Origin of the sequence: Citrobacter meridianamericanus, from assembly GCF_041320245.1 — a bacterium.
Taxonomy (GTDB): Bacteria; Pseudomonadota; Gammaproteobacteria; order Enterobacterales; family Enterobacteriaceae; genus Citrobacter; species Citrobacter meridianamericanus.
In genome coordinates, this window is record NZ_CP101036.1 from 3,329,679 (window position 1) to 3,344,046 (window position 14,368).

The window sequence follows — 14,368 nt, forward strand, 5'->3', positions numbered from 1 at the left end:
AATCCAGAGTAGATAGCATTTTTCTGTAGGTTGCACTCTCTCACATTTTTTTCGGTTGCACCTTTTAAAAGTGTTAACTACCGCAGAGAAAAAGATTCAGTAACTTTTTCAGTCCCTGGCATAACGATCATATTTATTAACATTTCATTCATTTCCAAGCTTGCAAACCAAGTCACATTTAACATGGTTGCACAAAGTTGCAACATGGTGGATATTTCTCGGTAACTATCAGACCCGTATTTAAGTACAACAGGAGTAAATGGCATGGGAACCACCACGATGGGGGTTAAGCTGGATGACGCCACTCGCGAGCGTATTAAAACAGCAGCATCACGAATCGATCGCACACCACACTGGCTGATTAAGCAAGCCATCTTTAATTATCTCGAAAGACTGGAAAATGACGATGCGCTTCCTGAACTGCCAGCTCTGCTGGCGGGCGCTGCGAATGAGGGTGAGGAATCCACCACGCTGCAGAATGAAGCGTATCAGCCTTTCCTGGAGTTCGCCGAACAGATCCTGCCACAGTCTGTTTCACGCGCAGCAATTACCGCCGCGTACCGCCGTGCCGAAACCGACGCAGTGCCAATGCTGATGGAGCAGGCTCGCCTGCCGCAGCCCATCGCCGAGCAGGCGCATAAGCTGGCGTACAGCCTGGCCGATAAACTGCGCAACCAGAAGACCGCCAGCGGGCGCGCCGGGATGGTACAGGGTTTATTGCAGGAGTTCTCTCTTTCTTCGCAGGAAGGTGTCGCGCTAATGTGTCTGGCCGAAGCCTTGTTGCGTATTCCTGATAAGGCAACCCGCGATGCGTTAATCCGCGACAAAATCAGCAACGGTAACTGGCAGTCGCACATTGGACGCAGCCCGTCCCTGTTCGTCAACGCGGCGACCTGGGGGTTGTTGTTTACCGGTCGTTTGGTTTCTACGCATAACGAAGCCAGTCTCTCACGCTCACTGAATCGTATTATCGGCAAGAGCGGTGAACCGCTGGTGCGTAAAGGCGTCGATATGGCAATGCGCTTAATGGGTGAGCAGTTTGTCACCGGGGAGACCATCGCCGAAGCGCTGGCTAATGCGCGTAAACTGGAAGAAAAAGGCTTCCGCTACTCTTATGACATGCTGGGCGAAGCGGCGCTGACCGCCGCTGATGCTCAGGCTTATATGGTTTCATACCAACAGGCGATCCACGCCATTGGTAAAGCCTCGAACGGTCGTGGTATCTATGAAGGACCAGGTATTTCTATCAAACTGTCGGCGCTGCATCCACGTTATAGCCGCGCGCAGTATGACCGCGTCATGGACGAGCTCTATCCTCGACTGAAATCGCTTACTCTGCTGGCACGTCAGTACGATATCGGCATTAACATTGACGCTGAAGAAGCCGACCGACTGGAGATCTCCCTCGATCTGCTGGAAAAACTGTGCTTTGAACCTGAGCTGGCGGGCTGGAACGGGATTGGCTTTGTAATCCAGGCTTACCAGAAGCGCTGCCCGTATGTGATTGATTATCTCATTGATCTGGCTACACGCAGCCGCCGCCGACTGATGATCCGCCTGGTCAAAGGCGCGTACTGGGATAGCGAAATCAAACGCGCTCAGATGGACGGTCTTGAGGGGTATCCGGTCTACACCCGTAAGGTGTACACCGACGTCTCCTATCTGGCCTGTGCGAAAAAACTGCTGGCCGTCCCCAACCTGATCTACCCACAGTTTGCCACCCACAACGCCCATACGCTGGCGGCCATTTATCAGTTAGCGGGTCAAAACTACTACCCAGGGCAGTACGAGTTCCAGTGCCTGCACGGCATGGGTGAGCCGCTATATGAGCAGGTCACCGGCAAAGTCGCTGATGGCAAGTTGAACCGTCCATGCCGCATTTATGCGCCGGTCGGCACGCACGAAACGCTGCTGGCGTACCTGGTGCGTCGTCTGCTGGAAAACGGCGCCAACACCTCATTCGTCAACCGTATTGCAGACACCACCCTGCCGCTGGATGAACTGGTTGCTGATCCTGTCGAAGCCGTTGAAAAACTGGCACAGCAGGAAGGTCAGGCCGGGCTGCCGCATCCGAAGATTGCCCTGCCGCGAGACCTGTACGGTAAAGGCAGGGAAAACTCAGGCGGACTGGATTTAGCTAACGAACATCGTCTGGCCTCGCTGTCTTCTGCCCTGCTCAACAGCGCGCTACAAAAATGGCACGCCAAACCAATGCTCGAACAACCGGTCGCTGACGGTGAAATGACGCCAGTCGTCAACCCGGCTGAACCGAAAGACATTGTCGGTTACGTGCGTGAAGCGACACACAGCGAAGTGGAACTGGCGTTGCAGAACGCGGTAAATAACGCGCCGATCTGGTTCGCCACGCCGCCCCAGGAGCGCGCCGCTATTTTGCATCGCGCCGCCGTGCTGATGGAAGGTCAGATGCAGCAGTTGATTGGCATCCTGGTGCGTGAAGCAGGTAAAACCTTCAGCAACGCCATTGCGGAAGTACGCGAAGCGGTCGACTTCCTGCACTATTATGCCGGCCAGGTCCGCGATGACTTTGATAATGAAACTCATCGTCCATTAGGCCCGGTGGTCTGTATCAGCCCATGGAACTTCCCGCTGGCTATTTTCACCGGACAGATTGCCGCCGCGCTGGCAGCGGGCAATAGCGTGCTGGCGAAACCGGCAGAACAAACCCCGCTGATTGCCGCTCAGGGCATCGCAATCTTGCTTGAAGCGGGAGTCCCTCCGGGCGTGGTGCAACTGTTGCCCGGTCAGGGTGAAACCGTTGGGGCGCAGCTCACTTCCGATGAGCGCGTTCGCGGCGTGATGTTTACCGGCTCCACAGAAGTCGCCACGCTGTTACAACGCAATATCGCAACCCGCCTTGATGCTCAGGGGCGCCCAATCCCACTTATCGCCGAAACGGGTGGGATGAACGCAATGATTGTCGACTCCTCCGCCCTGACGGAACAGGTCGTGGTCGACGTCCTGGCCTCTGCATTTGACAGTGCCGGACAGCGCTGCTCCGCGCTGCGCGTCCTGTGTCTGCAGGATGATGTGGCCGACCACACGCTGAAAATGCTGCGCGGCGCGATGGCGGAATGCCGCATGGGCAACCCGGGCCGCCTGACGACCGATATCGGGCCGGTTATCGATGAAGAAGCGAAAAGCAATATTGAGCGCCACATTCAGACTATGCGCGCCAAAGGACGTCCGGTATTCCAGGCCGTGCGTGAAAACAGCGACGATGCCCGTGAATGGCAAACCGGTACCTTTATCGCGCCAACGCTTATCGAGCTGGAAAGCTTCGACGAATTACAAAAAGAGGTGTTCGGCCCGGTACTGCATGTCGTGCGTTTCACCCGTAACAATCTGGGCAGCCTCATTGAGCAAATTAATGCCTCCGGCTACGGCCTGACGTTGGGTGTGCACACCCGTATCGATGAAACCATTGCCCAGGTCACGGGATCGGCACATGTGGGTAACTTGTACGTTAACCGCAATATGGTCGGTGCCGTCGTCGGCGTGCAGCCATTCGGCGGCGAAGGCTTGTCAGGAACCGGGCCAAAAGCAGGTGGACCGCTGTATCTGTATCGCCTGCTGGCTAACCGTCCGGAAAATGCGTTAGGCATCACGCTTGCGCGTCAGGATGCAGACTACCCGGTTGATGCGCAGCTAAAAACTGCACTCATTCAGCCGCTGGAAGCGCTCAGTGAATGGGCAACCGATCGTCCATCGCTGCGTGCGCTCTGCCAGCAGTTTGGCGAACTGGCGCAAGCCGGTACCCAACGTCTGCTGCCAGGCCCCACCGGCGAGCGCAATACCTGGACGCTGTTGCCGCGCGAACGCGTGCTATGTATTGCCGATGACGAACAAGATGCACTGGTACAGGTTGCCGCCGTGGCTTCCGTAGGTAGCTTAATCCTGTGGCCTGATGATGCATTCCATCGCGACCTGGCAAAATGCCTGCCAACTGAGGTTTCCGGGCGCATTCAGTTTGCCAAAGCAGACAACATCACCTCGCAGCCGTTTGATGCCGTTATTTTCCACGGTGATTCCGATCAGCTTCGCGCATTGTGCGAAGCGGTGGCGGCCCGCGAAGGGGCGATTGTCTCGGTCCAGGGCTTTGCCCGCGGCGAAAGCAATATTCTGCTGGAGAGGCTGTACATTGAGCGCTCCCTGAGCGTCAATACCGCCGCTGCCGGGGGGAACGCCAGCCTGATGACAATCGGTTAAGGTTGTGGTTAATTAAGGCTCCGGTAACGGGGCCTTTTTTGTAAAGTCAGAGGGAAACATGAAACGAATTTTACTGACATGTGCAGCGCTGCTGCTTAGCGGCCAGGTACTGGCGGATGACTGCGCCAGCGCGAACACGCAAATTGAAATGAACACCTGTGCGGCAGAACAGTTTAAGACGGCAGATGCCAAACTGAATGAAACCTATCAGAATGCGCTGAAGCGCGCCGCCCCAACTCAGCGCGATTTACTGAAAAAAGCGCAAAACGCATGGATAACCTTGTGCGATGCGGACTGTGCGTTAATCAGTTCCGGTACCGAAGGCGGCAGTGTCCAGGCGATGATATCCAGCCAGTGCCTGACGGATAAAACCAACGAGCGCGAAGCGTTTCTCGCCTCGCTCTTACAGTGCGAAGAAGGTGATTTAAGCTGTCCGTTACCGCCGGCCGGTTAACGCACGCGGATCCCTTCAATAATCATCCGCTGCACGCTCTCAACGGTTTGGTTAAAAAAGGCTTCATCACGCAGCGTTGCGCCCGTCACCGCCTCCACCTGTGGAGCAAAATCGGCGTAATGCTGGGTTGATGCCCAAATCATAAAAATCAGATGGTGCGGATCGACCGGCGCCAGCTTCCCGCTTTTAATCCACCCGGCGATCAGCGCGGACTTCTCATCAATCAGCGTTTTGAGATCGCCCGTTAATTCAGCCATCAACAACGGTGCGCCTGCCAGCATCTCCATACAAAACAGCCGTGACGCCTGAGGGTAATCCCGGGACACTTCCAGCTTAAGACGAATATATTCTTTGATGGCCACCAGCGGCGCAAAGTCTTCGCGAAACGCCTTCAACGGTGCCAGCCAGATGTCGAGGATTTGCCGTAAAACGGCAATATAAAGCACCTCTTTTGACGAGTAGTAATAAAGCAGATTGGTTTTTGACACCCCCGCCTGCTCAGCGACCTGTTCGAGGCGCGTGCCGTGGATCCCATATTGGGAGAAGATATTTAATGCCGCGGTTAATATGGCCTGGCGTTTTGCACTGACGGCCTGCGAGCGCTTACCTGTTTTTTTCTCTGCGCGTTGAACCATGCGCCCTCTCCTTCTTGTGAGGGCGTCAGCATACCAAATCACGCGGTGAATGGTTAAATTAAAGCGACTCCGGCGGTACCTCTTGTACCACCGTTTTTTTCTTTTTGAACTTTAGTTCACTGACCAGCACGCCAACAATAATGAAGGCCGCGCCGAGCAAAGCCAGGAGCGGTAAGCGTTCCCCCGCCAGACGACCAAAGATCCCTGCCCATACCGGCTCGCCGGTATAAATGACCGTCGCGCGCGTCGGCGAAACGCTGCGCTGCGCCCAGTTCATGGTAACCTGGATAATCGCACTGAAAATCCCCAGCCCCAACGCCACAACCAGCAATCCGGTAGACATCGACGGTACGGACTCTCCGGCAGGGGCCATCGCAATAAACGCCACGATAGAAGCAGTTGCCAGTTGTACCACCGTTACCCGCCGCACATCCACTTTTCCCGCCCACGCGCTAATCAGGATAATTTCCGCCGCAATCGCCACCGCGCCAGCGAGCGTTATCCACTCCCCTTCGCCTAAAGCCAACACATTGCCTCCCGGCCCGGCAAGGAAAATCAACCCGATAAAGGCCAGAACAATACCGATACACGGCATCAGTCCGGGCATACGTCCCAGACACAACCATTGTAAAAGCGGTACCAACGGCACGTACATCGCAGTAATAAACGCCGATTTACTGCTGGGAATAAACTGTAGTCCCCAGGTTTGCAGACTATAGCCCAGCGCAATGGCGATACCGATTGCCACCCCTGCTTTGAATTCCAGCCACGTTAGCTGATGCAATGTGCGTAACGACAAAAGCGCGACCGCCAGCGCAGCGGTGGCAAAACGTACGCCAACAAAGAAAAAAGGTCCGCTCAGGGTAACGGCATATTGCACCGCCAGAAACGTGCCACCCCAGAACATGGTGATCACAATAAGGATCGCTTCCTGAGGTTTAACAGAGAAGGAATAACGAGAAAGTAATGACATGAGACACCCGATTAACTGAATATCGTTAGTCTGCGTTGCGTTTTGTTACAGTTCAACCTTGCAGATAAAAAAAACCGCCGGAAAAACCCGGCGGCGGTGGCTTCGTAACGTCTGACTCTGATCCTCAGCCGTCACGCTATATCTGACAGATAACCTGGCAATTACGATTTGTTGTTGCCGTGGCTATTTTTGCCCCCTTTTTTGCCTGCCTCTGAAGCGCGTTGCGGGTCATTCTTAAAGTTGCCCCCGCTGTGCTGGCCACCTTTTCGACCTGCTTCTGATGCTCTTTCGCGGTCTTCCGCAAAGTTACCGGAACCGCCCCGATGGTTTGCCATTACTGACCTCCGTCATTGTTTAGACATCATATTGCATAGGTACTGAGGAGTGATACCTCACGCAGCGTTATGGGCGATGCCCTGAAAATAACTGCGTGGGATTAAGCATAGTGAAGCATGGCCTGAACAATGGCTGGCTGTAATATTCTGCAACAGGATAAGTGGCGACATACAAATAATCACCACGAGAAATCAATAAGCCTTTCTTATCATTACTGAAATCAGCCCGTTTAAATATGTATCATTTTGCTACAAAACGTGGTTGTGTAAAAATTGTTATAAATCAAAGAAGTGATTGTGAAATTTGCACTCCTGACAGTACGTCATATCTTTAAATGTAGGTAGCGAATCGCTACGGACACGGTTAACTCGAGGAGTAGTGTAAAATGGCAAAAGTTCTGGTGCTTTATTATTCCATGTACGGACACATTGAAACTATGGCCCATGCAGTCGCAGAAGGCGCAAATAAGGTAGATGGTGCGGAAGTGATTATTAAGCGCGTACCAGAGACCATGCAGCCTGAGATTTTCCTCAAGGCTGGCGGCAAAACCCAAAACGCACCAGTCGCAACCCCGCAAGAACTGGCTGATTACGACGCCATTATTTTTGGTACCCCGACACGCTTTGGCAATATGTCCGGCCAGATGCGCACCTTCCTCGACCAGACTGGCGGACTGTGGGCTTCTGGCGGCCTGTACGGCAAACTCGCCAGCGTATTCAGCTCAACGGGCACCGGTGGTGGCCAGGAACAAACCATCACCTCAACCTGGACTACGCTTGCCCACCATGGGATGGTGATTGTGCCCATCGGTTACGCGGCGCAAGAACTGTTTGATGTCTCTCAAGTTCGCGGCGGTACACCTTACGGCGCAACGACCATCGCCGGAGGCGACGGCTCTCGCCAGCCAAGTCAGGAAGAATTATCTATCGCCCGCTATCAGGGTGAATATGTCGCGGGTCTGGCAGTAAAACTCAACGGCTAATCTTCAACAGGAGGATTCGAATGCCAACTCAAGAAGCGAAAGCTCATCACGTCGGTGAATGGGCAAGTCTGCGCAATACATCGCCGGAAATAGCCGAAGCCATTTTTGAAGTCGCGAATTATGACGAGAAACTGGCGGAAAAAATTTGGGAAGAAGGTAGCGACGAAGTACTCATCAAAGCCTTTGAGAAAACAGACAAAGATTCGCTCTTTTGGGGTGAACAGACTATCGAACGCAAAAACGTCTAGCGCTCTGACTCCCCCGCGCTCGCGGGGGAGTTTTTCTTTTACTTCGCCGCCTCATTCAATACGCTGTCGAACTTATCTATCGGACAAAAACCATCCGCATCTATCGGACATCCTTTCAGCTCCAGCGTTACGCGCTGCGCCGGAGACTTCAGCGTCAGGGCCTCAGCATTACGCAACTGCTGCGAGCTCTGATACACGTACTCGATCTTCATCAGGTCACGATTCGCGTTACTGTCATGCCAGCGCTGGAAGACTATCTTCCCGCCAATCGGCGTACGCTCGTTCTGATCGTGAAGCTGGTATGGTTTGAAATCCAGCGCAGTGAGCAGCGATGCGATGTTTGAGTCATGGCCCACCAACACGGTAATTTTCGGCGCTTTCACGCGTTCCGTAACCAACGCATTATCAATATATTTCACCAGCGGTTTGGCGACGTTCTGCGCCACTTCAGGGGAGGTGAACAGGCTGTCCTGATAGCCGTTTTTCAGCTTCGACAATACCTTCCATTGTTGATCGGATTTAATCTCGCCCCAGGCGACCTGGTCCATCGGGAAACCTTCGTAATATTGCAACGTGAAGGCATCAACCAGCGAATTCCCCACCTTCAGCGGCCCCGAAACACCAGGCTCCTGCTGATATTTCGCGCTGAACGTATCTTTGGCATCGGTCAGGGAACACTGCTGCTTTTCTTTACAGGACGGTGAGTCCTTGTAGTCGGTCATTTGCTCAAGCAACTGATAGCTGTCGTTGAGCTGCATTTTGCTACGCTCTTTCTCCATTGCCTGAACGGCCTGCTGGCTGAAGGCGGCAGAATCATCGGTGATCACCGGGTTAAAGGTGGGATCCATGGTACCCATTTTTTCCTGATGATGAACCGGAACGTCACAACCAGGGAAAGCGCCGGTGACAAAGAACTGCGCCGTGGCGACCGTACGCTGCAGACTGTTAGCATAGGTATAGACTGTATCCGGTGCCGGACATTCGCCCGATTTCACCATCCCCTGCTCTGCCAGCCACTCCCGCATATAGTGGCCCATATAGATTTCCAGCACACCGCCTTTAGTAGTCAGTTGTCCGCCGGGGACATCCCATTCTGGCCATTGCTTGGGGGTGGACTGTTCAAGAACGCTGCCGTTATTGGCTAAAGGTGCGCGTAAGTTATGCCGACTCATCATCAATACTTGTTGAAGCTGATAGCCTTCCGGCGCGGTCTGAGCCTGCGCGGCGGTAGACAGTAATACAGCCCCTGCCACGGCTGCGGCGATTAACGATTTATTCATCCCTACGACCTCTTGTTGTTATCAATCACAACAGAGTGTGACAGAAATATGACATTTTTCCGGGAACGCTTTCGCAAAACTAATCATCTACCGCGTTGTTTTAACGCCGAACTCACTTTCAATTTTCCTGAAAAGCGAAGATAACCTGTTCTGGACGTTGAACGCCGTGCCAGCTTCGCCAGGCAACGAAATATGTCTTCCCATTTACGGGGAATGATAAAAAAATGCCGGGTTTCCCCGGCACGAATATCAGAACGTTTTCGCCCACCACAACCGAAGCTTCATGCCCCAGTAGCTGGTCCAACCGCTGGTTGTTGATACTACCCGTCCTTGTGACATCACCACCAATGTCGGTGTGACGCTAATATCCCAACTACGGGAGATGGCTCCGTTCGCATCATTGATCACCGGAAACTCCACGCCTTTATGCAACAGCCAGCGAGATACCTCGGCTTCACTTCCGGAGCGTAACGCAATGGTCATCACGTTTTCCCCTTCTGAACGCAGTCTGGCAACTTCCGGCGTTGTAAAGCGACATACACCGCACCAGCTCGCCCAGAAATAGAGCAACACCGGTTTGTCTTTACTGAGCGTCGCCAGGGTGACGGTTTCCCCCTCCAGCGTTTGCAAATGCGTGCTGTCAAAAGAGGCAGGGACCTGCGGCGCGCGCCAGACATCCATCAGTAGCATCGTCCCTGCCAACAGCGCCAGTAAAATCAGTCCTTCGCGCAGCCAGCGGCGCAGCTTACTGAGCATTGGCCGCCGCCAGCTTTTCTTTTACCACTTCCTCAAGAGTTTCCCACGGCACTGCACCGGGAATAAGTTCATCGCCAATAATCGTTGCGGGAGTTCCCTGCACACCCACCAGCCGCGCCAATTGCAGGTTAGTGCTCAGCGTTTCCGCACTTTGGGCGTCCAACGTCACCGGATTGACACCCGCTCTTTCCTGCGCCTGTTTGATGCTGACGTCGGTATGGTAACCTTTCTTCTGCATCAGTTTTTCATGTAGCGCCGGAAACTGCTGCGGATGCTCACGCCAGGTAGTCAGCACGGTCCGCGCCGCAAGTTCCGAACTTTCCCCTTTAAACGGTAACGGTTTAATCACTACCGCCACGTCAGGGTATTTCTGCACTATTTTTTCCAGCATCGGATCCAGTTGCTTGCAGTATGGGCAGTTGTAATCAGTGAAGTTTATCAGGGTCAGTTTTGTCTGCTTTGCGCCAATCCGCGGGCTGTTGGGATCGTTGAACAGGGCTTCCTGAATTAATGCTTCAATTTGCTTTTCCTGTTCCGGAGTAAACGGTGCCGGCTCTTTCGCTACGCTGACGGCAGAAAACAGGGTTAACAGCAGAACAATCATCATCTTCATGGAGTGACTCCTTGGGCATTGGTCAGCGTTTGCAGTACCGCATCGCGGGTTAACAACGTGGGTAACGCCTGGCCTTCCGGCAGACCGGGGCCATAAATTTGGTTATACGGCACAGCAACCTGGCCGCGTTTTTTGAGAAATTCGGTGATGGCTTCAGAAGGGAGCGTCCAGTCGCCGCGCAACGCCACCACATCCGGTTGTTGTAAAGCGGCTTGTACGTCATCTGTATTCAAGACGTTGTATTTATTTACTTTACAGGTAATGCACCAGTCGGCAGTCACGTCAATGAACACGCGCTTATGTTGCGCCAGTGCATCCTCTATCGCCTGCTCGCTTAGCGGTTGCCAGTTCACGCTTTCTTTCGCGCCACCTTGCCCACCAAACCCTAAATGCGGGAGCAGCAGTGTCGCAAGCCAGATAGCCGAACCCAGCATCATCACACCGAGCAGACGCCGCAAAATATTCATCCAGCGCCCTGGCCGCGGCAAACGCAGCGCCAGACCGGGACGCAGGGCCACGAGCAGCCACGGCAAGCTCATCCCCACCCCAAGTGCGATAAACAGCCCCCACAATGTTGGCAGCGAAGCGGTTAAAGCTACCGCCACCGCTGTTCCCAGAAACGGGGCGCTGCACGGCGTAGCAAGCAGCGTCGCAAATGCGCCTTGCCAGAAATGTCCCGACAGGCCGTTGCCGCCGTGAGTCGCCAGCGTCGTGGTCATCGCCGACGGCAGGCGGAATTCAAACCAACCAAACAGGCTGGCGCTGAACGTCAGCATCACCAATACCATCACGCCAATGAACCACGGATTCTGAAACTGGATCCCCCAGCCGAGCGCCTGATTGGTTAAACGCAACACCGTCATCATTAGCGCCAGGGCCATAAAGGAAACCAGTATTCCGGCTACCGATGCCAGAAACTGACGGCGGATCTGGCGACGGCTTTTTTCCTCAACAAGCAAAATTGAGCCCAGCTTCATGCCCAGAACCGGTAACACACAGGGCATCAGGTTGAGAATCAAACCGCCCAATAACGCCATTAACACCACCTGCCACAACGGGAGTGAGGCGTTTTCAATAACCGGGGCTTCGCCAATCGTAAGACGACTTTCCTGGGCAACACCGTTATCCGCCAGAACCAGCGTGACTGACTTACCGCGTAAATCCGGCGCGCCTTCCCCCCAACCGTCATGAACAGGTACCGTAGCGCGTAGGGTCTCACCTTCGACGTGAATTTGCGGCATACCAAAATCCGCATCATCAACGGTATCCAGAAAAAGTTCAGGCTGGGTCCAGCCGCCCTGGCGATGAGCTTCGACGACTAACTCTCCCGCCCGTGCGCCGGCGCTCAGAGCATCGGTCAGGCCGCTGGCCAGCGGAACCTGCCCCATCGCCTGAGCATAGTCATGCGCAAAAGCCGGGTCCTGAGCTGTGGGCGTCACGGAAAAGGGAAAATCCGTCAGCAGGCATACGTTGCTACAGGTGGATAGCGTCAAAATACCGTTGAGCGTGGCAGGTGATCTGCCGCGCACAACCATTGGGAACGTCACCTGATCGTGATACCCCTGGGTAGTAATGTTGGCAACTTCAAAGCGTGCAGGGGTTGGCCAGAACCAGTCGACCACGGGCATTTCCCCTTGCCAGGCGACAGAAGGTGCGACCCCGCCCTCACCCGGCGAACGCCAGTAAGTTTTCCAGCCATCTTCCAGTTTAACATCCAGCAACAGACGGGTTTCGCCACCAGCGGACGTATCAGCGCGTAACCGTACGCTGGCGTGATCGTTATCGGGTGAACGCAGCCAGCCTGGTTCAGCCGCCCAGGATACGGGCAGCCATAGCAATAACAGACAGAACAGCGCCTGCCTGAAAACAGTCATCATAAATTTTCTCCGTGAATAATTATCTAACAGTCAGCAACAGCTGTTCTGTCATTCACGGAAGACACAAAATCGCAGATGTACCCTGAGAGTGGGGGGCGAGATGGCTCGCGGTGGGAAAAAAGGCAAACGAAATGCCCGCACTGGCGCCAGCAGCGACAAAAGCAGACACAGCACCAGAATAGCGCCTTCAAACAGTACAGGAGGTGCGGCAAGTAACGACTTCGCGCTCAGTTCACACGGGGTAACGGGTGAGGCCTCATCGGTCTGAGCGGGTGCGCTTACGACAATGCTGGCGGCAACAGTGTTCATCTGCAACGCATGCAGACCTGCCATGCGTTGTGCGGTGCAAACCATCACCACAACACATGCCAGACAGAGGAACCACCATCCCATCCGTTGACGTTTCGCCATTATACCCTCACTGATTGATGCGAGTTATCTTAACCACTCGCCAGGTTTTGGCAACCTTTGTGCTGTAAAGTTATGTCCTGCTGTCGGCTGGATATACCGCAATTTCAATCAGATTAAGATCGGGATCTCTGATGTAAACCGAGCGAATCGCTCCTGTCGCGCCAGTGCGCGCCACCGGTCCCTCAACGATATCGATCCCATGCGTTTGAAACGTTGCCATCACTTCATCCAGCGTACGCGTGGTGATAAAACACAGATCCAGCGCCCCCGGTGTAGGTAGATAAGCTTTGGGTTCAAACTCTTTTCCCCGAATGTGGAGGTTAATCTTTTGATTACCAAAGACGAAGGCTTTGCGCCCTTGCGCGAAAGTTTCCAGCCTCATTCCTAATAGTTCGACATAAAAACGTACGCAAGCCTCTTCATTATTGGTGGTCAGTACCAGGTGATCCAGGCGGTCAATCATAACGATATCCATTTGGTTGCTCGTCTCTGACACTTACCCTATTCATTCCTGTGCGACAAGAAAATCTTTCAGATACTTTGGCATAATGTATGCGCAACGCCTTACCACTCACGTTTTACAAGCGAAATGATAATGACTCTATTTTCGCCTTTATTCATTACACTATAACATTGCTAAAAATAACCACATAAATATCACGGAAGTTATTATTCACTATTTGCGAAGAATACCCGTGAGTATTTCTATGACTGCACATAAATAATGACCACAACTTACGAATGCGTAAATGAAAGTAAGGGTCAGCGCATTTTCAGGTCATTATCGTATTATAGCCAGACGCAATGAATGGTGTATTCATTTGCCGAAATTTGTTTGTTAAATGTTATTTAGAGTATATGGAAATGAAAAAATATTTATTACCCCTGATTGCGTTACTTTTTACAATGAGCGCCCAGGCAGCATCATTTACCGACGGCAAAGAGTTCATCTCACTGGAAAAACCTGTCGCTTCCGCACCAGCTGCATTGAAGTTTTTCTCATTCTATTGCCCTTCCTGTTATCAGTACGATGAAGTTTTTGAAATCACCGATAACGTGAAAAAAGTCTTGCCTGCTGATGTAAAACTCACCGAATACCATGTCGACTTTTTAGGCCCGTTGGGGCAAGACATGACGCATGCCTGGTCCGTCGCCATGCTGTTGAATGTACAAGATAAAGTTAAACCGTTGCTTTTTGATGCCGTGCAGAAAAAACAAACCATTAAAACAGCGGACGATATTCGTAACGTATTTATCAGCGCGGGCGTCAGCGCCAGTGATTATGATGCCGCATGGAACAGTTTTGCCGTGAAATCACTAACCGCAAAACAGCAAGAAATGGCTAAAGCTGTAGATTTAACCGGTGTGCCCGCCATTTTTATCAACGGTAAATATATGATCAATCCGAAAGGACTGAAATCGGATGACCTGAACTCTTTTGTGAAGAGCTACGCAGATACGGTTCGCTATCTGATCACCAAATCCTGACCTTTCGCTAATCTCACTTTTCGCACCACACAACTGGCAAAAAGCGCTGTTGGTGGTGCGCAATCACATCATTTATACCAATATCCTT

At 53.0% G+C, this 14,368-nt stretch carries 14 protein-coding genes; 5 read left to right on the forward strand and 9 right to left on the reverse strand.

Annotated features, from left to right (window positions below):
- Positions 1-264: 264 nt before the first annotated feature.
- On the forward strand, positions 265-4,227 hold the full coding sequence (gene putA, locus NMD08_RS16435; protein ID WP_151217985.1) for a trifunctional transcriptional regulator/proline dehydrogenase/L-glutamate gamma-semialdehyde dehydrogenase: 3,963 nt from the start codon (positions 265-267) through the stop codon (positions 4,225-4,227).
- A gap of 58 nt (positions 4,228-4,285) precedes the next feature.
- Positions 4,286-4,681 carry a lysozyme inhibitor LprI family protein gene (locus NMD08_RS16440; RefSeq protein ID WP_370618584.1) on the forward strand — a complete coding sequence of 132 codons (396 nt, stop codon included), beginning with the start codon at positions 4,286-4,288 and terminating at the stop codon, positions 4,679-4,681.
- Here the strand turns inward: NMD08_RS16440 and rutR are convergent.
- The 3 genes from rutR to NMD08_RS16455 form a co-directional block, all read right to left on the reverse strand.
- Positions 4,678-5,316: an HTH-type transcriptional regulator RutR gene (rutR, locus tag NMD08_RS16445; protein WP_151217983.1), complete on the reverse strand. Its 639-nt coding sequence runs from the start codon at positions 5,314-5,316 to the stop codon at positions 4,678-4,680. The two genes, NMD08_RS16440 and rutR, sit on opposite strands and share 4 nt — an antisense overlap.
- Before the next feature lie 58 nt (positions 5,317-5,374).
- Positions 5,375-6,289: a DMT family transporter gene (locus NMD08_RS16450; protein ID WP_187259687.1), complete on the reverse strand. Its 915-nt coding sequence runs from the start codon at positions 6,287-6,289 to the stop codon at positions 5,375-5,377.
- 161 nt (positions 6,290-6,450) lie between these two features.
- The gene (locus NMD08_RS16455; RefSeq protein WP_003036022.1) at positions 6,451-6,624 is read right to left on the reverse strand and encodes a general stress protein; all 174 of its coding nucleotides are present in this window, start codon (positions 6,622-6,624) and stop codon (positions 6,451-6,453) included.
- Positions 6,625-7,010: 386 nt separating this feature from the next.
- On the opposite strand from NMD08_RS16455, the gene wrbA reads away from it, so the two are divergent.
- Together wrbA and NMD08_RS16465 are read left to right on the forward strand one after the other, a co-directional pair.
- The gene (wrbA, locus tag NMD08_RS16460; protein WP_003832057.1) at positions 7,011-7,607 is read left to right on the forward strand and encodes an NAD(P)H:quinone oxidoreductase; all 597 of its coding nucleotides are present in this window, start codon (positions 7,011-7,013) and stop codon (positions 7,605-7,607) included.
- 20 nt (positions 7,608-7,627) lie between these two features.
- The gene (locus NMD08_RS16465) at positions 7,628-7,855 is read left to right on the forward strand and encodes a YccJ family protein (protein ID WP_061067654.1); all 228 of its coding nucleotides are present in this window, start codon (positions 7,628-7,630) and stop codon (positions 7,853-7,855) included.
- A gap of 38 nt (positions 7,856-7,893) precedes the next feature.
- On the opposite strand, the gene agp is transcribed toward NMD08_RS16465, so the two are convergent.
- From agp to NMD08_RS16495, 6 genes are all read right to left on the reverse strand, one after another.
- The gene (gene agp, locus NMD08_RS16470; RefSeq protein WP_151217982.1) at positions 7,894-9,135 is read right to left on the reverse strand and encodes a bifunctional glucose-1-phosphatase/inositol phosphatase; all 1,242 of its coding nucleotides are present in this window, start codon (positions 9,133-9,135) and stop codon (positions 7,894-7,896) included.
- A gap of 249 nt (positions 9,136-9,384) precedes the next feature.
- On the reverse strand, positions 9,385-9,891 hold the full coding sequence (locus NMD08_RS16475) for a protein disulfide oxidoreductase (protein ID WP_278238789.1): 507 nt from the start codon (positions 9,889-9,891) through the stop codon (positions 9,385-9,387).
- Complete coding sequence (locus NMD08_RS16480; RefSeq protein ID WP_370618586.1) at positions 9,881-10,504, reverse strand: DsbA family protein; 624 nt, start codon at positions 10,502-10,504, stop codon at positions 9,881-9,883. The genes NMD08_RS16475 and NMD08_RS16480 overlap by 11 nt, the downstream gene beginning before the upstream one ends.
- The gene (locus NMD08_RS16485; RefSeq protein ID WP_370618588.1) at positions 10,501-12,381 is read right to left on the reverse strand and encodes a protein-disulfide reductase DsbD family protein; all 1,881 of its coding nucleotides are present in this window, start codon (positions 12,379-12,381) and stop codon (positions 10,501-10,503) included. Before NMD08_RS16485 ends, NMD08_RS16480 begins: the two co-directional genes overlap by 4 nt.
- A gap of 48 nt (positions 12,382-12,429) precedes the next feature.
- On the reverse strand, positions 12,430-12,792 hold the full coding sequence (locus NMD08_RS16490; protein WP_151217979.1) for a copper resistance protein: 363 nt from the start codon (positions 12,790-12,792) through the stop codon (positions 12,430-12,432).
- A gap of 70 nt (positions 12,793-12,862) precedes the next feature.
- Positions 12,863-13,267: a VOC family protein gene (locus NMD08_RS16495; RefSeq protein WP_151217978.1), complete on the reverse strand. Its 405-nt coding sequence runs from the start codon at positions 13,265-13,267 to the stop codon at positions 12,863-12,865.
- Between the two features lie 389 nt (positions 13,268-13,656).
- On the opposite strand from NMD08_RS16495, the gene dsbA reads away from it, so the two are divergent.
- Positions 13,657-14,280 carry a thiol:disulfide interchange protein DsbA gene (gene dsbA / locus NMD08_RS16500; protein WP_151217977.1) on the forward strand — a complete coding sequence of 208 codons (624 nt, stop codon included), beginning with the start codon at positions 13,657-13,659 and terminating at the stop codon, positions 14,278-14,280.
- Positions 14,281-14,368 lie beyond the last annotated feature (88 nt).